Raw genomic sequence first — 16,764 nt, forward strand, 5'->3', positions numbered from 1 at the left:
TCTCCTTTCCGTGTTCGGGGAGACAACGTGCAAGACTTCCGCAAGTTCCGAGCTCAGGCCGCCTTTCTCGCCCTCGGAAGTCCGCCCCCGGCATCGTAGTCAACCTTGACCGAAATCAGGGTGGGACCGGCACTGTCATGCGCGGCTTTCAGCACCTGTGCGAGATCAGACACGCCGCTCACAGGAGCATGGCTCCAGCCAAAGGCTTCCGCGAGCTGTCCCCAATCGGGCGTCCCAAACCGAAATTGCGGGGCATCGGCACCCGCCTTTTCTTGGTGCGCGTCGATCAGACCATAGCCACCATCCTCCCAAACCATGACGGTCAGATCGAGCCCGAGACGCGCGGCGGTTTCCATGTCCTGCACATTCATGAGCACATCTCCATCGCCGCAAATCGCGAGCACACGCCCCTCGGTTTGCAGTCGCGCCGCGGCGACCGCCCCGGGCAGAGCCAGTCCCATACCTGCGAGCCCGTTGGGAATGATCACCTGTCCGGCCCGTTTCGGCGAAACGTGACGCGCCACCCAGAGCTTGTGCAATCCGACACCCGACAAGACCGTGTCCCTTGGCCTGAGCTGCGCTGTGATCTCTGCGCAGATGTCCTGCGGTGCAATGGGGCCGGTCTCCGTCTCGGTTTGGGGGCGACGCAAGGTTCGCCGCATGCCCTCGCGCACAGCTGAGAACGTTCCCGGCATGTCCCAACGCTGACCCCTCAGGCGCGTGCGCAAGCCTTCAAGGGTTGCAGGCAGCGCTCCTGTCACCTCCGCAACGAGAGGCCATCCTGCATCGGCGGGGGCCGGGCTTTGTCCGAGGTGGACAACCGGAGTTACCCCATCCCGCGTGAGGTGATCGACGGGGTATTCTATGGGGTCGTAACCGACCGACAAGATAAGATCGGCAGCGTTGAGCCCCATATCGACATAGTCCCCTTCGGGTTGCCCAACCGTGAACAGCGTGAGGGGATGATCCGCCGGAAGGATCCCCTTGGCCATGAAGCTTGTCACAACCGCAATCCCCGTCGCTTCGGCAAAGACGCGCACCTGATCGGCCGCTTTTGCGCGCAAGGCCCCTGCACCGACAAGGATGACCGGCCGTTCCGCTGCGCGCAGCCGGTCAGCGGCGAGGGCGAGGGTCGCGTTGTTCGCGAGCGGCAGAGCGGGGAGCGCCACGGGATGGAGAGGTACTGAGGTTTGCGCACTGGCGACATCCTCGGGCAGACAAAGATGCACGGCGCCAGGCTTCTCCGCTGTCGCAACGCGGACGGCCTCGGCCACTGCGCCGGGGATGGCATCCGCGTCGAGCAGGGTTCTGCTCTGCTTCGTGATCGGAGCAAAGAGCGCTTCAAGGTCGATGATCTGGTGGCTTTCCCGCCCCAAACGGCTCAGCGCCCCTTGGCCGGTGATCGCGACCAAAGGAACAAAGTCCAGGGTCGCATCCGCCACCCCGGTGACAAGGTTGGTCGCACCGGGCCCGAGGGTGGCGAGACAGGCCGCAGGCTGTCCCGTCAGGCGACCATGCACCCCGGCCATGAACGCCGCGGCCTGTTCATGGCGACAGAGAACGAAGTCCAGATCGCTTTTGGCCAGAGCCGCCATCAGGGATGTCGTTTCTTCGCCGGGCACTCCGTAGACCGTGGTCACGCCTGCCTCGCTAAGAGCTTCGATCAGGGCAGCCGCGCCGGTTCGCGTTTGCGGTGTTGCCTGTCCCACTACACCACCCCCTGTGCCGAGATCGCCTTGGCCAACCTGCGGAATCCGGCGATATTTGCCCCCCGTCGGTAATCGATCCCACCGGGCACGCGACCCTCGTGTGCGACCTGTCGGTGGATCTCCGTCATGATGTCCCGAAGCGCCGCGTCCACCCGTTCGGGGGTCCAGCTCTGCCGCATGGCATTCTGGCTCATCTCGAGACCGCTGACGGCAACGCCCCCGGCATTGGCCGCCTTGCCCGGGGCGATGATCACGTCCTTTGACTGCAGGGTCGTTGCCGCCTCATGGGTCAGGGGCATGTTGGCTCCTTCCGCAACAATCGTGACGCCCGAGCTGACAAGCTGCGCGGCCTCCGCGCTGCCGATCTCGTTTTGGGTGGCGCATGGAAGCGCGATATCCGCCTCGATTTCCCAAGGCAGAGCGTCGGCCTTGTAGCGCGGGCCCAGGGACGCGGGCGGATGCGCGATGTCCTCACCCCGCGCTTTGCGTATCCGAACCCAGTTTACGGCCTCTGGCGTCAAACCATCCGGCGCGTAGAGGGTGCCGCCCGTATCCGACAGTGTCAGTACCTTTGCGCCCAGCGACATCGCCTTGAGTGCGGCATGGGTCGCCACATTCCCTTTGCCAGAGATCAGGACGCGCTTGCCCTCAAGCGTCTCCCCGCGGTCATGGAGCATACAGGACAGGAAGTAGATCAGCCCAAACCCCGTCGCCTCGACGCGGATTTCGGATCCTCCAAAGCTCAGGCCCTTGCCGGTCAAGGCACCACCAAAGGACTGGCGGTGCTTGCGCCAAGCGCCAAAAAGCCAGCCAATCTCGCGCGCGCCCACATTGATGTCACCCGCCGGAACGTCCTGATCCGGGCCGACGAATGGCGCCAACGCGCCCATGAAGGCTTGGCAAAATCGCATAATCTCACGCTCTGATCGACCCCGCGGATCGAAGTCGGCGCCGCCCTTGGCGCCCCCCAAGGGCAGCCCGGTGAGCGCGTTCTTGAAGCATTGCTCGAAGCCCAGGAACTTCAACGTGTCGAGATCCACGGAGGGGTGGAAGCGCAAACCGCCTTTGTAGGGCCCAATCGCATTGGAGGTCTGAACCCGCCAGCCACGATTGATCTGTACCTGACCGGTGTCATCCTCCCACGTGATGCGGAAGGACAAAACGCGATCGGGCTCGGCCAGACATGCCAAAACCCGCGCAGCGGCATAGTCTGCATCGTTCTTTTCGACCGTCAGCACATCCCGCGCGACGCCCTCGACCGCTTGGTGAAAGTTCGGCTCCGCTTCGGGCTGTGCGGCGAGGCCGCTCATGAAGACTTCGGTGAGCGCATCTTTGCGGTTCATGGATACTCCGTTCCTGAAGTTAGGTTTCGTCCGATGGCTGGCGCTGGATGGATTGCCTTTTGCGCCAGTTGGCGACGTGCAGGGCGATGGCGAAAACCGAGAGACTTGCAAAAACTGCACAGAGAATTCTTGCAATGCCTGCGGAAGCTTCTGCGATCTCCGTGAAACCGAAGATCGCCGATACAATCGCTGAACCGGCAAACAAAGCGGCCCAAATCAACATCTCTCTTCCTTTCCGAGCACCCGACACTCTGCGTCGGCAACGCGGGAAAAGAACGATGGTTCCGGGAACTCTCACGGATGTCGGGCGTTGCTTCCTCAAAGGAGATTGCAATGACCTTGGTTCGCCTCAGGTGGCCGCCCGCATCTCGGCGCGATCCACCGGATGCATTTTCTGCGCCTGCGTGCGCTCAGTCACCTGTTCTCGAGGGCTTCTCGAACATGCTCGGCCGAAAAGGGTCGCAAGAGTGATCTGAGACCTTGCGCCTGCGCTGAGACGGGCTCGGCATCGATCAAGACAATCGTGCTTTGGCTGTCCCGGAGAGACCCGATCAAACCGCTCAGGTCCGTGGCCTGAATGGAGGCACCCAAGAAGGCGACTTCCAAGCTCGTCCGGTTTGCCCGTGCGACGTCGAGCGCGGCGTCAATGCTCCTGCATATTGCGCTGGTCATGCCAAAAAAGCTCTCCAGCATTTCCGCAAGGTCCTGCGCCTCCAGGGCATTTGTCGACAAGATCAGTGCGCGCGGCGCAGGTGACATCGGGCTTCTCCAGATCGCCGTCCGTCTCGAGTTTCGCAGATCCCCAAACACCTCGCATTAAACTATGACATACAGGAACGCTCAAAATGACCATCGATTGCACGGCCTGTCCGCTTCGCAAAAAACCGCTCTTCACCAAGATCGGCGCGGATGAAGTCGCGTTCATGCGGAGATTCAAGACCGGTGAGATGAAGGTGTCCGCGGGAACACAGCTGCTGATTGAAGGGTCGAATGCTGCACAGCTCTATACCTGTCTTTCGGGCCATGGCCTACGTTACAAGACACTCGCCGATGGCAGTCGCCAGGTTGTCAGTTTCGTGCTGCCCGGTGACTTCATCGGGTTGCAAGCCAGCGTCATGGGACAGATGCATCATTCGGTGGAAAGCACCACGGATATGACGCTTTGCGTGTTCAATCGCACGGAGATTTGGACCCTGTTCAAGTCCTACCCCGAGCGTGCCTATGACATGACCTTCCTGGCCGCGGTCGAAGAACGTTTCCTTGGCGAGGCCCTTGCCAGCGTAGGACAGAAAGGGGCGCTGGAAAAAATCGCGTGGGCGCTGTTCCGATTCTTCTCGCGCGCAAAAGCGATTGGTCTTGTCCAAAAGAGTCAATGCGCGCTGCCCTACAAGCAGCAGGACCTGGCCGACGCTCTGGGGCTTTCGCTGGTCCATACGAACAAGACCTTGGCAGAGTTGCGCCGCAGGGGGCTCGCGGATTGGCGGGAGGGCAAATTGACGGTTCAAGATGAAGACGCGCTTGCCGCCTGTGGCATGGTGGACGAGATGGATGTCCCCGCGAGGCCACTTATCTGACCCCCGCGGCTGCAAACGCGCGTCAGGGCCATCGAGACGTGGGCTGGCTGCACGCCACGAAAAAGACCTCCCCCGAGGGGGAGGCCAAGTAGAAAGGCAGATGATTGGAAGGGGATGTACCATCTGCCAATGGGCGGCTGAAGGGCAGCGCAGCCGCAACCTGTGAAACCGTTCCTAGGCAGAGCGCTGCGCGCTGCGCGGACCGAAGAACAGCCAGATGAGAAAGCCGAGCAGCGGCAAGATCAGAACCAACAAACACCACAAGACTTTAGCGCCAGTGCTCGCGGTTGATCCGATGATCGACACGAAGGCCCAGATATTCAGGATGAGGAGGATCAACCCTCCGATGCCGGTGATTTCGATACCCATAAGGGGCTCCTTTCTTGGATGTCAGGCCGCGCTCAGTTCGGTGCTGCTCTTGAGCACCTGACTGCCATCGGCTTGTTCGATCAGCAGGGCCGGGTCCTCGTCGTACCCGTTGCGCGTCACGTCAGTGCCCTTGATCGTTTTGGTGATTTTGCGGGTGTAGATCTGGGTGACTTTGCCTGTGGCCGTGCCATTGCCCCAGTTCCACTCAACGCTCTGTCCAACTTGAAACGCCATGGCTGTCCTCAATGATTTCGCAGAGCGTCGATCAATTCCGCCTTGCTCATGTCCGAGCGCCCCCTGATGTCGAGGTCCTTGGCCCGGTCATAAAGCTCGGCTTTGTGCCACTCCTCATAGGGAGGGGCGGTCCCGCCTTTGGACGCGGGGTTTTCCATGTGACCCTTGTCACTCGCGGCTTGTGCATTCGCGATGCGCGCGGCTTTTTCCTTGGACGCACCTTCGCGGCGCAGCGCCTCGTAAGTGTCATCGTCCTTGATCTGATGTCCGTGTTTCGACATTGGGGTCCGATTTCTTTCGCAGGGTGATGCCCGGCACTCGGGTAACCAACGCGCGCAAGCGCCAAATGGTTCCCCTAGGCGCAGTCGAAATGCTTTGCGGCGAGCGCGTCCAGGGCGTCGGGCGGACCGGCGATCAACAGGCAATCGCCCGGCGCGAGCTCCGTATCGGGAGCGGCCAGCGTTTCCTGCCCATCTCGGATCAGCGCCACCGGCAGGACAGTCTCCGGCAGGGACAGGGCATCCAGCGTTCCGGGGGGTGCATCCTCCGGGAAGGTCATCCGACGCAGGCGAAGTTCGTTCTGAAGGCTGATTTCCTCATCGATCTCGGACTTCTCCTCGAGCCCCTGACAAATGCTGTCCGCAACCGTGGCATGGGGCGTGATCACATCGTCCAATTGCAGCTCGTGGCAGACATCCAACAGTTCTGGCGACACGATCTGCGGGATCACGCGCCCATAGCCGATGGACCGGGCCACGAGGGAGGCCAGGATGTTGTCATCGGAGGCATTCGTGAGCGCGATCAAGCTGTCCTCTTCGCCGGAGAATGCTTCGCGCAGGGTTGTCGGCAGCGTGCCGTCGCCCTCGATCATTCCGCAATCCAGCCGTTCGGACAGACGTTCCAAGCGGTCACGGTCGCGATCGATCAGGACCACTTCGTGATTGAGTTCAATGAGCCGTTCGGCCGTGGCGATCCCGAACTTGGACCCTCCGACAATGACGATGCGCATGGGAATTACCTCTGTCTGAACCATGTGCGCGGCAGAACAAGCACGAGCACGGCAATGAATTCGAGCCGACCGAGCCACATGGCCAGGGTCAGTGCGAGTTTGAGATCGGGGCTCAGATCGGCACTGACCACACCTGTGGAGAGCCCGACCGTGGAGAGTGTCGAGATCGTGTCGAACAGCGCAGGTAGCGCCGGATGTCCATGGGCGAGAAACAGGGTCCAGACTGCGAGCATCGTGAGGACATAGAGCACTACCAGCCCCATCAGGCCGATCAGGGTCGCATCCGGGACGGGCCTTCCCCGTCGCCGGAGCGGGGCCACCGCTCGATCCGGCAAGCGCGCCGTGAGCAGGCTGTGGCGCACAGTGCGCAACAAGACACCCACCCGCATGAGCTTCAGGCCCCCCCCCGTGGAGCCGACATCCCCGCCCATCACCATCGCGACCACAAATAGCAACAAAAGTGGTCCGCCAAGAGGCATGGCACCGGTGGAGAAACCAGCCGTCGTCACCCCGGAGATCAGGTCGAGAAAGACCTCCGGGCCCAACTCGACGGTTTGAGGGAGCAGCAGAACCAATCCAGAGGCGATCAAGAACAGGAGAGCGCGTAGCATGCGCTGCAAGGCCCCCAGACGCCATGCATCCTGAAACCTCGCGCGCAGCAGATAGACGTAAAACAGAAGGGAAATAGCGCCGACCAGGCAGGACAGGATCACCATGGACTGTCCCACGAGACTGTAGCTCGCCAGACTGTCGGAGCGCGGCGCGAAACCGCCGGTGGAAATCGCCGACAACGTCAGCACAAGCGCTTCACCAGGATCTGGTATGACCAGAACCGTCAGAAGCGTCAGGATCACGGTCAGCCCGAAATACACCCCGAGCAGTTGCCGGGCCTGCAGTCGGGTCGACGAGATGCGGTCTTCGTTATCCATCCCGGCATCGCCAAGCTTGCGCGCCGACAGTCCCGGTGACACGAGCAGGGCGAGCACTGCCGTGGCCATGGCCAGCCCGCCGCACCACTGCATCCACGACCGCAGGACATGGGCAGAAAACGGCCAGCTGTCCGGATCCTGTGCGACCGAGAGACCGGTTGTCGTGACCGCGCTCATTCCCTCGAACAGTGCATCGAGCGGGGCCATGCCAAGCGACATGAAAGCCGGGATCGACAGGACCGGCACCAGCACAAAAAGCAACGCCACGGTCACCATGGCCTCCACCTTGCGCAGATCGCTTGGCAGGGCACGCCCATACGTGGCCAACCAGCCGAGGCCCGCGAGCACCACCGCCCCCATCAACCAGGTCGCCAGGTCCCACGCGCCTTCGACAGCAGCCCATATCGCCGGGGGCAAGAAGACCACGACGCAGGTGGGCGCATGTTTCGAAATGGTAATGAGCACGGTTGCGAAGCGCGCGCGCTGGATCAGCGTATCACTCCCCGCACCACTGCCGCGGGCGATCGAATTCGATCCCGTCATGGGGTGACCATTGGGGCAGGGGGGTATGAGCCATACATCGGGCGACCAACGCCTGTATCACCGCGTGGTTCCATCCTCTTCGGAACAAAGGGACCACGTCATCGGTTTGTCTTGTGACATCCACCACCCAGGACCCACACCATGTCTCAGACTTCCGATCCCGCGACAACGCGCGAACCGTTGACCGAAACGCCACAAGAGCAACGCCTTGTTGACCAGGCCTCGGCCATGCCCTCCCGCCTTGTGTTCGAAACGATCCGCCAGAGCGGAGAAGAGGAACTGAGCCGTCCGAATGCGGCCCTCTGGTTCTCGGGGATTGCAGCCGGTCTTCTGATCTCGTTTTCCGTTCTGGGCGAGGCGCTACTCCGCACCCATCTGCCCGACGCTCCATGGGCCTATATCGTCGAGAACTTTGGATACTCCCTCGGGTTCGTGCTGGTGATCCTCGGGCGGATGCAGCTTTTCACCGAGAACACGATCACAACGGTCGTACCCGTGCTCATCAATCCTTGCGAGAACCTCTTCCGGCGTACCGCACAGCTGTGGGGGATCGTTTTGCTCGCCAACGTGGTCGGCGCGTTCTTGGCGGGCGGTTTCCTTCAATTCGCGCCCGTGTTGAGTGCCGAAGTTGCCAGCGCTGTTGCCGAGCTCAGCGCTCATGCGACCGGCATGGGGGTAGTCGAAGGCTTCGCACGGGGTATTCCCGCAGGGGTTTTGATCGCCGCCCTGGTCTGGATGATGCCGGTTGCGCGCGGCAACGAGCTTTGGCTGATCCTGTTGATCACCTGGCTGATCGCGTTGGGAGACTTCACCCATATCATCGCCGGGTCAGTCGAGATGGCTTATGTCATGCTCGCGGGGGATCTGGGCGTTCTGAGCGCGGTCTTTTCCTTCTTCGTTCCGGTCCTGCTTGGCAATGTGGTTGGCGGGACGGCTGTGTTCACCATGCTGGCTTGGGCGCAAACCCGTGCCGAAGTTCCCGAGCCGGGCGCGTAGCCGCCCACGCTCCGCAAGACACGAAAAAAGACCCTCCTGCATCGCGGGAGGGTCTTTTTCTATTGGCGGGTCGGGTCAGGCGGCCTTTTCGACAGCCTCTGCATCCTGGTGGTCCGGGCCATCCTTGGCGAGGCTGGATTTCGGCGCATCCGGATCGGACAAGCGCTGTTCGACCTTGTGCTTGCTGGTCAGCGCGAAGGCGATCACGGCAAAGGCAGTTGCCAGAAAGAGAATGACGACAAGCTGGGTGATATCCATGACGGGTTTCCTTTTTGTGACGTTGTGCCGGATCAACGTCTGCTGGCGTGGCCCGTTCCCTGGGGGCAGAAAAAAACGCCGGAGCATGTGGCTCCGACGCTGTCATGGAAAAAATGCGGATCAGTTTTCGATCACCGCGCCCGTGCGACCGTCAATCCGCGCATCGGGTTCAACCGGCGGGGTGCCACGCTCGGCCAGAAGGAAAAGATAGCCGACCAGTAGGATCGCCGCGAAGGCGACGGCGGCGCCCATGCCCACAAGCGGGCCGATATGGCGCTTCTTTTGTGTTTCGAGGTCAGTATCGGGCGCAGACATGGGCTCTCCTTTGACGTTGTTAACTCTTGCCAAGGAAACGCACGGGCTGTGCTCTGGGTTCCGCACCCTGACGACAGTCTCTTCAGATCGCCGCCAGCGCGGCCTCTGTGACCGCCGGCGATTGCAGGCGCTGTTCCGCCCGGGCGCGCGCCGCCACGACGAGGGCTCGGAATAGCGCGCGTTGACGTTTGGCATAGAACAGATGCTCGGGATGCCATTGCACGCCTAGCGCGAACGGGTCGGTCACGCGCTCGATCGCCTGAACCATGCCCGCACGATCCTGCGCAGCGATCCGCATACCTTCGCCAAGCCTGTCCACCGATTGGCTGTGCAGGGCATTCACGCGCATCGGTTCCATCCCAGCGATGAACGACAGCCGGGTCTTGTCGCAAACAGTGACTTCGCGTTTTGGCAGGACAGTGGTGATCGGTTTGGCATCAGGATAGACGCTCCAGGCGTCTTGATGCAGCGATCCGCCCGCCGCGATGTTGAGCATCTGCGCACCGCGACAAATGCCAAGCACCGGGATATTGCGCGCAAGGGCTTCTGTCGCCAATCCATGTTCCAGGGCGTCGCGGGCCGGGTCGAGGCGCGCTGTCGTCTTGATCGTCATGCCGTAGAGCTCAGGCGAAATGTCATCTCCACCGCCGATGATCATGCCATCGACCGCGTCCAGATCTGCGGGGCGCCCGGCTCCCCATCGCACGCCTCTGCCTCCGACCAGCCAGAGGTTCAGGTTTATAAACGGAAACACCCGCCAACCGGAGCGGCTGGAGGTCGTGACACCGATCAGAGGACGTTTCATGAAGCAACTCGTGATTGGGGGATCAGGAGGTCGGATACGATGCGCGCCCACTTTCGGGACCCGCCGAACATCTGTTGACGATGCTGGGGCCATGCGGTGCAGAGCCTGTCCAGCAACTCCGGCGCTGCAGCCAGGGTTTCGACCGCGCGCCACATGCTCCACCCTTCGGCGAGCGACCAGTCGGCGTCGTTGAGCCGGCAATCGGGCATACGGAAGTGAAAGGCCGGGCGCGCCGCGACCTTGAAGGCATCGGGATAGGCCCGCGCATAGGCGTCGGGGTCATGGAACTTGAAGAGCGGCAGCAAATCTAGACCGTGATTGCGGCTCTTGATGGCAGCTGCGTAGTGAGCGCATTGGGCCCCGAAACCTGCATCTGGTTCAGCTACCAGCGCATCCACTAGGCCAAGTGGCCAAGGGTTCACAAAGGGCAGGATTCGTCGCGTGCCATCGAGAGGCAGGGTTGTGCGCAACCACGGCTCCAGCAACGCGAAGGCGAGGATCGTACGGCGCGTGAACGCGTCGTCGGGCGCATGGGCCGCGACATTTAGATGTACGCCAAAGCCGCGCAGCATGCTGCGACCGGTGCCTTCGCCGCCCGCGCGACGCAGGGCATCGCAGAAGCGGTCCAGCTCTGGCATCTGGGCCGGGGTCAGCGGACGGGTGATCACCTCAACCGGGATCACATCCCGAGCAAGTCCCAGCCCGGTCTCAACCCAATTGGACGGATGATCATGGGCGAGGGAGATATCCAACTCCACGCGGATATCGCCCAACGCGGTATCGTGCACCGTCGCCGCGTGGCGCGCGTGCGCCCCGAGCGATCCGCCCAGTTCATTGAGGATCAGAGCAACGACCTGCGCTTCGCTCAAGCCGGAAAATTCGAGCTCGACTCCGCAGCGGCGCGGCGTGCCATCCGGCATTTCGGGGAAGGGGAGTGCGGGAAAATGTGTCATACTCCGAAAACGCCTGAAGGCTCAGAGAGTTCCCTTGCCCGCCCCTCAGCGCTCGGCTTGATCGCCTCTGACGGGTGCCACGGGGATGGGCTCGTTAACGGTCAACGTTCTGTAGGGAAAGGGAATCTCGATCCCGGCTTCATCCAGCGCCGCCTTGACGGACGCCACCACCTGATCCCGGCTTGCCCGAATGTCCACCGGGCGGGAGCCAGTCCACCATGTGATCTCGAAGTCGATGGAACTCGCGCCGAACGCCTTGGCGAACACCTGAATATCCCGCACGTCATCCCGGACTAGATCCACCTTGCGCACCGCGGCTTCGATCACCTCTCGGGCGTCATCGACATTTTCACCGTAAGCCACACCGCAGATCAGAGTTGCGCGCCGGACGTCGCGGTCCGTGCGCACCGTGACCGGATTGTGGAACAATTCCGCATTGGGCACCACGACCAGCTGGCCGTCCGTCTGCCGGATATGTGTGTCCCGGATTGTGATGGCCTCGATCTGCCCTTCGACGCCTTCACAATGGATGTAGTCTTCGATCTGAAAAGGTTCGCGGAGTAGGATGAGAATGCCGGCGAGGAAATTCTCGAACGTATCCTTGAAGGCGAAACCGATCGCGACCGACCCGAGACCAAGCGTGGTCAAAGCACGCGCGGGGGTAACGGTGGGGAACACCACAGTGAGCGCGATGAGCCCCCCGATCAGCCAAAAGGTCACCGAGCTCAACAATTGCAGAACATCGATCAGGTTGCGTCGCATGCGGGCGCGTGATCCGATACGTCGGATGATGCCATGGGCGACCTTTACCGCGAGCGCGGTCAGCAACACCACACAGAGTGCGATACCGAGCCGCGGCAGGGCCGCGATCGCGGCCTGAAGCCAGCCATTCACTTGATCTAAGAGAGGGACGAGCGCGCCGTCGGGCACCAGTTCTGTGATCTGTTCCATGCTCTCTCAACGCAAGCGGCACGCTCGGCGTTCCCGATAGCCGCACTAAACGCAAAAAGCCCGGACGCAGAGGTCCGGGCTCTTGGGGCGGAATGATCGTGGGATTAGTTGGCGGTCACGGTGTTGGCGCTCTCGGTGTTCAGGAAACCGGTTTCGGCGCGCTGTTCTTCCTCAGGGGTTTCGATCTCGAGGGTGGGAACGGTCACAGTGGTCTCACCCACCGAGACATCACCCACTTCGGCCTCGAACTCCGGTAGATTGCCACCTTCGATGGTCACATCCGGCAGCGCGGCCTCTTCGGTCTGGTCGATATCGACCATGTAGACGGTCCCGGCCACAAGCATGACGGCAGCGACAGCGGCGGCAACAACATAGGGGGTTTTCATCGGGGTACTCCTTTGTAATCTCGTATATACTGGAAACGCTTTCGTCTTGATAACGTTCCCTTTTTTCGTGCTCTGATTCAGAAGAGGCGAGGTTTCGGATCAGCTGCGTGGACGCAGTGCGAGGCCGACCAGCACGCCCAGACCCACAGCCCCAGCCAGAGCTGCACCGGGATGTTCGCGCACGAACCGGGTGCCCTCCTCGGTAGCGGTTGTCACGGCGCGAGAGACTTCTGCACCCAAGTCATCGGTCACGCGTTGCAGGTCCTGAAGGTTCGCATCCATCTGGGCCTTGCTACGCTCCGCCATGTCGGAAAACGTCTCGGAGGCCTTATCCATGGTGGTCTTCTCACCAGCCTGGGCGGCTTGGGGCAGCGGCGGTGTATCGGTGTTGTACTCGGCGAAGGACATCATCTTCTCCTGTGTGTTGTTTCGCTGACAAAACGTGCCCGCTCGCGATTGGTTCCGACTTTCTCACACCGGGTGCCGGTCTGGGGATCCGGGAACCTTTGCCGCGGGCCGCACGTTGGGTGCCCGTAACCTCGAACAATTCTGAAAGGACCTCATCATGTTGGGTTGGGCTCTTACCTTCCTCATCGTTGCCATCGTCGCCGCTGTGTTCGGTTTCGGAGGTATTGCATCCGCGAGCGCCGGAATTGCACAGATCCTCTTTGTCATCTTCATCATTCTTGCGGTCGCAACCTTCGTCCTCCGCGCCGTACGGAGCTGACATGCGCAGACCCAGGACCGCAGGGCGGTCTGACTGAAAGCCCCATCTGGATGACACCAGATGGGGCTTTTTTAGGTCTGCTGGGGTTGCGGAGCGGGGGAATGCGACAGCCGAAATCGCGGCGACAGTGCCGCGTAGAGCCACAACAGCATCGGGAGCGCGACAATCGCGCCGATGGGTCCCCAAAGCCAAAGGCCAAATACGATCGCAATGAAGATGACGAGCGGGCTCATCCTCAATTGCTGTCCCACAACGGCTGGCGTGGCGAATTGTGCCTCGGTCAGATTGAGGCAGAGAAACGCAAAGACCGGCAACACTGTCATCGCGCCAGAGAACTGCATGAGGCCTGCGATCAGCAACCCGACCATCACGAGGATCGGCCCGAGATAGATCACGAAGTTTAGAACGCCTGCGGCAAACCCCCAAAGGATTGCGTTCTCAAGGCCAATCACGCTGAGAACAAAGGCCGTGGCAATCCCGAGCCCGGTATTCACAAGGGTTACAGTTGCAAAGTAGCGCGACACCGCACGATCTGCGCGAAAAAGCCTGTCACGGAAGCTTCCCGCGTTGTCGTAGAGGTCGTTGCGCGCCAGCACGAAGAAGAAGAGCGTGCCCACGAACACGAGCATCTGTGCGCCGAAGTTCGGGGCAAGCAACAGGGCATCCATCACGGTTGGCACGCTTTCCCCAAGATCGATTTCAGACTCCGTGCCCACGGTGCGCTCGATCTCGGCGCTCAGCTCCTCGATGCCCCGCAGAGCATTGGACAGCGTCTCGGCCCAGTTCTGCATCTCAGCGCGGATCTTGGGGAGCTTGGCCACAAGCGAGGATGTGAGAGGTTCCAGAGCCAGGAAGAACGCGACAATACCGAGGCAAGCCGTTCCGAGCGCGGACAGCGCAACAATGACCCGAGGAATGCCGTAGCGGCTCAGTTTGTCGGCTACGGGTGAGACGACAACGCCCACCACGAGCCCGAAGACGATCGGGGCAAGGATGGGCTTGGCAAGAAAGAGAGATGCTGCCCCTCCCATGATGGTGAGGAGGAGCAGCATGACACGCGCACTGCGTTCGGACAAAAGAAGGTTCAGCATCGGGTCATCCGCAACCGACAGCGCGGGGTCAGGTCAGTGGCTGGCATAGTGACCGTTCAGGTTCCGCAGCGGTTGCGCCCGATTGACATCTCCAGCCTGCGGATCGGCTTTGAGCGCGTCCATTTCTCCGCGCACAAGGTCCGAGGCTGCAGCGATCAACCGGTCGCGATGCGCGCCCAGGAGGTCGTCTTCGCGCCGGGTGCTGGGCAAGGCCGACGCAATCAGGGCGCCGATCCCGAAAGCCGCCGCGCCAAAGGCCAGCGGTTGGCGACCATAGGCGGCGCCGGCCTTGCGGGTGGCACGTTCGGCGCGTTCTTCGATCTTCATCTGGGTTTCGATCGCCTGGTGGCGCAGTTTCAAAACCTTGCCGCGGGCCTCGGGTGACAGATGCTCCAGCCCGGCATCCACAGCCGCTCGCAGGCGGCGCGATGATACGGCTGGTCGCCGCTCGCCCGTGGCAGAACTGCGGATCCGGGCATCTGCTTGGGCCACACGGGCGTCGAAGCCATCCATGGCCGCCTCGGGCGCCACGGCACGCCGCGGCGCGGCCGCCGCTCCGCGCGAACCGGCTCCGCTCAGCAGCAGGGCCAGACCCGCGCCAACAAGGGCGAAGGCCGCCGGGTTCTTCCTCGCTTCGCCCCAGAGCTGCTGACCGACTTCGAGCGCGTAGCCCTCAGCGGTACTCGACAGGCGCTCGGGGGCAAGAGTGTTACTCAACGCGTCGAGAGACTGTGTAAGAGCGGCGCGGTCATGGGCCAGGCGGCGCTCCATCTGGTCAAGCTTGTCTTCAGACATCTGTCGCCTCCTTGATCTCCGCAACATCGCGTTTGAGGTTTTCTGCCGTCCGCTCGGGCACAAGCGCCTCGGGCTTGAGACGCGCTTTGCCGGCAAACATCAGGGCAATCGCAACAACCAGCAGGACACCCGCGACGATCAGCGCGGCGGTGCCAAGGGTCAGACCCGTCATGGCAAGATAGTCGACCACCGCGGCGGCCAGCGTGTTCAGAGCCACAAGGGCTGTCAGTGCGGCGACGCCGATCATCGCAAGTCCGGTCCCGGCCCTGGACAGCGACGTGGTCAGCTCTGCCCGGGCCAGGGCGATCTCATCCTGAACGAGCGTTGTGAATTGGCGCAGCGCATTCACGAAATGCGACGGCGCCTGTTTGATCTCCTCCGAATGGCTCATGCGGCACCTCGCGCCGCAAGATCCACTGAACCGGTTGTGCCCCAGACATCTTCACTGCCATGGGGAGCAACAGACTCGGGATGGTGCGGGGTTGCGGGGCGTGCCTCGTCGTGGGGCGGGCGCGCCTTGAGGAACCGCGTTGCCGCAAGCCCCAGCAACGCCGCACCGCCAATGAAGATCGCCGGGTTCTCGCGGGCAAAACCACTCACGTTGCGGGCCAGCCGGTCAAGATCGGTGGTCCGGACCTGCGCGGCGACCTGCTCCAGCGCATCGGCCACCTGACCCGCCGCCTGAGCCTGGATTGTGCCTGCATCGAACTCTCGAGCGGCCGCATCCGCGGCGTTGGCCACCTTCTGCGTCTCGTCGGCAGCTTTGGCGCGCAAGTCTTCGGCACGACCCTGCATCTCTTGTGCAACCTGCGTCTTGGCTTCCTTGGCCGCATCGCGAACCTGCGCGCGCGCGGTGTCAGCAAGGGACGAAGAGGTCTCGGTGTCATGATGCGTCATGGCATCCTCCTGCTTGTTAACATTCACCGAGCTAACGTTGCCGCGAAGGATTGGGTTCCGAAATTGCGCCGAATGGGCTTCGCCGTCACAACCATTAAACAGAATGCGCCCGCATCGCAGCGGAGCGGGAAATACAGGAGTTGGTCATTCCGCAATGCTTTGAGACTCTCCGTTTCCTCCCTTGCTGACAGAAAACAAACACCGACCTGAACTTTTTCGGAACCAAGTTCGGGGGGCTCGTGTTGGGGATGCAAGTGGCACGGTGGATCCGGGCCACATGACAGTAACCGTAAAAGGAGTTTCACCGTGAAACGCATTCTGACCTACACCACCGCCCTGACCCTGCTGGCCGCGCCGGTGATGGCTGACACGAAAGTGGAGGTGACGGCTGACGCGAAAATGGATCTGGTGCGCGGCGTCCAGCAGACCCTGAACGACTACAGCATTGCCTTTGATGCCGACGCGCTCTCCATGGAGCAGCTGGCCGAGATCAAGGCGCTGGACCTGACCGAAGAGAATTTCACGCAGCAGCGTCTGGAACAGATCGTCGGCGTGAGCGCGTCCGACACCGCTGTTGACGGCTATGTTTCCGCACCGGACGTCGAGGTCGAGGTGGAGCTGCCGGAGAGCGACGTGGTGCAGGGCATCCTGGACGAATACGACATCGCGGTTGACGCAGACACTCTGTCCAATGAGACGAAGGCCGAGATTCTCGCCCTGGACACCGAAGACGAAAACTTCACCAAGGAACGCCTTGAGCAGATCGTTTTCGGGTAACCGAACTTCGGGGGGAGTGTAGTGTGTGTCCCCCGAATGAGCGTGCGAGTTTCATAACTTCAGTGCGCGGGGGCGTCCTTCGGGGCGCCCCTTTCGCGTGACG

At 61.9% G+C, this 16,764-nt stretch carries 24 protein-coding genes; 4 read left to right on the plus strand and 20 right to left on the minus strand.

What is annotated here, in order from left to right:
- Positions 1-53 precede the first annotated feature (53 nt).
- The 4 genes from ACP153_RS19970 to ACP153_RS19985 all read right to left on the minus strand — a co-directional run bounded on the left by ACP153_RS19970 (position 54) and on the right by ACP153_RS19985 (position 3,811).
- Positions 54-1,709, minus strand: a complete 1,656-nt coding sequence (locus ACP153_RS19970) for an acetolactate synthase large subunit (RefSeq protein WP_424972778.1) — start codon at positions 1,707-1,709, stop codon at positions 54-56.
- Positions 1,709-3,052: an NADP-specific glutamate dehydrogenase gene (gene gdhA, locus ACP153_RS19975; protein WP_424972779.1), complete on the minus strand. Its 1,344-nt coding sequence runs from the start codon at positions 3,050-3,052 to the stop codon at positions 1,709-1,711. Before gdhA ends, ACP153_RS19970 begins: the two co-directional genes overlap by 1 nt.
- Before the next feature lie 19 nt (positions 3,053-3,071).
- Positions 3,072-3,275: a DUF1328 family protein gene (locus tag ACP153_RS19980; protein WP_424972780.1), complete on the minus strand. Its 204-nt coding sequence runs from the start codon at positions 3,273-3,275 to the stop codon at positions 3,072-3,074.
- 191 nt (positions 3,276-3,466) lie between these two features.
- Positions 3,467-3,811 carry a hypothetical protein gene (locus ACP153_RS19985; RefSeq protein WP_424972781.1) on the minus strand — a complete coding sequence of 115 codons (345 nt, stop codon included), beginning with the start codon at positions 3,809-3,811 and terminating at the stop codon, positions 3,467-3,469.
- 86 nt (positions 3,812-3,897) lie between these two features.
- Here ACP153_RS19985 and ACP153_RS19990 point away from each other — a divergent pair, with 86 nt between their 5' ends.
- Positions 3,898-4,626, plus strand: a complete 729-nt coding sequence (locus ACP153_RS19990; protein ID WP_424972782.1) for a Crp/Fnr family transcriptional regulator — start codon at positions 3,898-3,900, stop codon at positions 4,624-4,626.
- Between the two features lie 174 nt (positions 4,627-4,800).
- Here the strand turns inward: ACP153_RS19990 and ACP153_RS19995 are convergent, their stop codons facing one another.
- The 5 genes from ACP153_RS19995 to ACP153_RS20015 form a co-directional block, all read right to left on the minus strand.
- Positions 4,801-4,995 (minus strand): PLDc N-terminal domain-containing protein, encoded by a 195-nt coding sequence (locus tag ACP153_RS19995; RefSeq protein WP_424972783.1) that lies wholly within the window; start codon positions 4,993-4,995, stop codon positions 4,801-4,803.
- Between the two features lie 21 nt (positions 4,996-5,016).
- Positions 5,017-5,229, minus strand: a complete 213-nt coding sequence (locus ACP153_RS20000; protein ID WP_424972784.1) for a DUF2945 domain-containing protein — start codon at positions 5,227-5,229, stop codon at positions 5,017-5,019.
- Positions 5,230-5,237: 8 nt separating this feature from the next.
- Entirely contained in the window at positions 5,238-5,510 is a 273-nt protein-coding gene (locus tag ACP153_RS20005) for a DUF7218 family protein (protein ID WP_424972785.1), read from the minus strand.
- Positions 5,511-5,584: 74 nt separating this feature from the next.
- A complete protein-coding gene (locus tag ACP153_RS20010) occupies positions 5,585-6,238 on the minus strand; it encodes a potassium channel family protein (RefSeq protein ID WP_424972786.1) in 654 nt (217 codons plus the stop codon).
- A 5-nt stretch (positions 6,239-6,243) separates the two neighbouring features.
- Positions 6,244-7,710, minus strand: a complete 1,467-nt coding sequence (locus ACP153_RS20015; protein WP_424972787.1) for a TrkH family potassium uptake protein — start codon at positions 7,708-7,710, stop codon at positions 6,244-6,246.
- A 141-nt stretch (positions 7,711-7,851) separates the two neighbouring features.
- Between ACP153_RS20015 and ACP153_RS20020 the strand changes: the two genes are divergently transcribed.
- The gene (locus ACP153_RS20020) at positions 7,852-8,706 is read left to right on the plus strand and encodes a formate/nitrite transporter family protein (protein WP_424972788.1); all 855 of its coding nucleotides are present in this window, start codon (positions 7,852-7,854) and stop codon (positions 8,704-8,706) included.
- A 75-nt stretch (positions 8,707-8,781) separates the two neighbouring features.
- Here the strand turns inward: ACP153_RS20020 and ACP153_RS20025 are convergent, their stop codons facing one another.
- The 7 genes from ACP153_RS20025 to ACP153_RS20055 form a co-directional block, all read right to left on the minus strand.
- Positions 8,782-8,964, minus strand: a complete 183-nt coding sequence (locus ACP153_RS20025; RefSeq protein ID WP_424972789.1) for a hypothetical protein — start codon at positions 8,962-8,964, stop codon at positions 8,782-8,784.
- Between the two features lie 120 nt (positions 8,965-9,084).
- The gene (locus tag ACP153_RS20030; RefSeq protein ID WP_424972790.1) at positions 9,085-9,279 is read right to left on the minus strand and encodes a hypothetical protein; all 195 of its coding nucleotides are present in this window, start codon (positions 9,277-9,279) and stop codon (positions 9,085-9,087) included.
- 82 nt (positions 9,280-9,361) lie between these two features.
- Entirely contained in the window at positions 9,362-10,084 is a 723-nt protein-coding gene (locus tag ACP153_RS20035) for a gamma-glutamyl-gamma-aminobutyrate hydrolase family protein (RefSeq protein ID WP_424972791.1), read from the minus strand.
- Positions 10,081-11,037 carry an amidoligase family protein gene (locus ACP153_RS20040; protein WP_424972792.1) on the minus strand — a complete coding sequence of 319 codons (957 nt, stop codon included), beginning with the start codon at positions 11,035-11,037 and terminating at the stop codon, positions 10,081-10,083. Before ACP153_RS20040 ends, ACP153_RS20035 begins: the two co-directional genes overlap by 4 nt.
- A gap of 45 nt (positions 11,038-11,082) precedes the next feature.
- Entirely contained in the window at positions 11,083-11,988 is a 906-nt protein-coding gene (locus ACP153_RS20045) for a mechanosensitive ion channel family protein (RefSeq protein ID WP_424972793.1), read from the minus strand.
- 104 nt (positions 11,989-12,092) lie between these two features.
- Positions 12,093-12,374 (minus strand): hypothetical protein, encoded by a 282-nt coding sequence (locus ACP153_RS20050; RefSeq protein WP_424972794.1) that lies wholly within the window; start codon positions 12,372-12,374, stop codon positions 12,093-12,095.
- A 99-nt stretch (positions 12,375-12,473) separates the two neighbouring features.
- Positions 12,474-12,782 carry a hypothetical protein gene (locus tag ACP153_RS20055; protein WP_424972795.1) on the minus strand — a complete coding sequence of 103 codons (309 nt, stop codon included), beginning with the start codon at positions 12,780-12,782 and terminating at the stop codon, positions 12,474-12,476.
- Between the two features lie 157 nt (positions 12,783-12,939).
- On the opposite strand from ACP153_RS20055, the gene ACP153_RS20060 reads away from it, so the two are divergent.
- Entirely contained in the window at positions 12,940-13,101 is a 162-nt protein-coding gene (locus tag ACP153_RS20060; RefSeq protein ID WP_424972797.1) for a DUF1328 domain-containing protein, read from the plus strand.
- A 71-nt stretch (positions 13,102-13,172) separates the two neighbouring features.
- Here ACP153_RS20060 and ACP153_RS20065 read toward each other — a convergent pair whose 3' ends face one another.
- Genes ACP153_RS20065 through ACP153_RS20080 form a run of 4 tightly spaced genes read right to left on the minus strand, consistent with a single transcriptional unit; the run spans position 13,173 to position 15,884 of the window.
- Positions 13,173-14,192 (minus strand): AI-2E family transporter, encoded by a 1,020-nt coding sequence (locus ACP153_RS20065; RefSeq protein WP_424972798.1) that lies wholly within the window; start codon positions 14,190-14,192, stop codon positions 13,173-13,175.
- Between the two features lie 33 nt (positions 14,193-14,225).
- Positions 14,226-14,987: a hypothetical protein gene (locus tag ACP153_RS20070; RefSeq protein WP_424972799.1), complete on the minus strand. Its 762-nt coding sequence runs from the start codon at positions 14,985-14,987 to the stop codon at positions 14,226-14,228.
- Positions 14,980-15,378 carry a phage holin family protein gene (locus ACP153_RS20075; protein ID WP_424972800.1) on the minus strand — a complete coding sequence of 133 codons (399 nt, stop codon included), beginning with the start codon at positions 15,376-15,378 and terminating at the stop codon, positions 14,980-14,982. The genes ACP153_RS20070 and ACP153_RS20075 overlap by 8 nt, the downstream gene beginning before the upstream one ends.
- A complete protein-coding gene (locus ACP153_RS20080; RefSeq protein WP_424972801.1) occupies positions 15,375-15,884 on the minus strand; it encodes a hypothetical protein in 510 nt (169 codons plus the stop codon). Before ACP153_RS20080 ends, ACP153_RS20075 begins: the two co-directional genes overlap by 4 nt.
- Positions 15,885-16,190: 306 nt before the next feature.
- Between ACP153_RS20080 and ACP153_RS20085 the strand changes: the two genes are divergently transcribed.
- On the plus strand, positions 16,191-16,661 hold the full coding sequence (locus ACP153_RS20085) for a hypothetical protein (RefSeq protein ID WP_424972802.1): 471 nt from the start codon (positions 16,191-16,193) through the stop codon (positions 16,659-16,661).
- The last annotated feature ends 103 nt before the right edge of the window (positions 16,662-16,764 follow it).

The organism is Dinoroseobacter sp. S76 (assembly GCF_049801095.1).
Lineage (GTDB): Bacteria > Pseudomonadota > Alphaproteobacteria > Rhodobacterales > Rhodobacteraceae > Dinoroseobacter.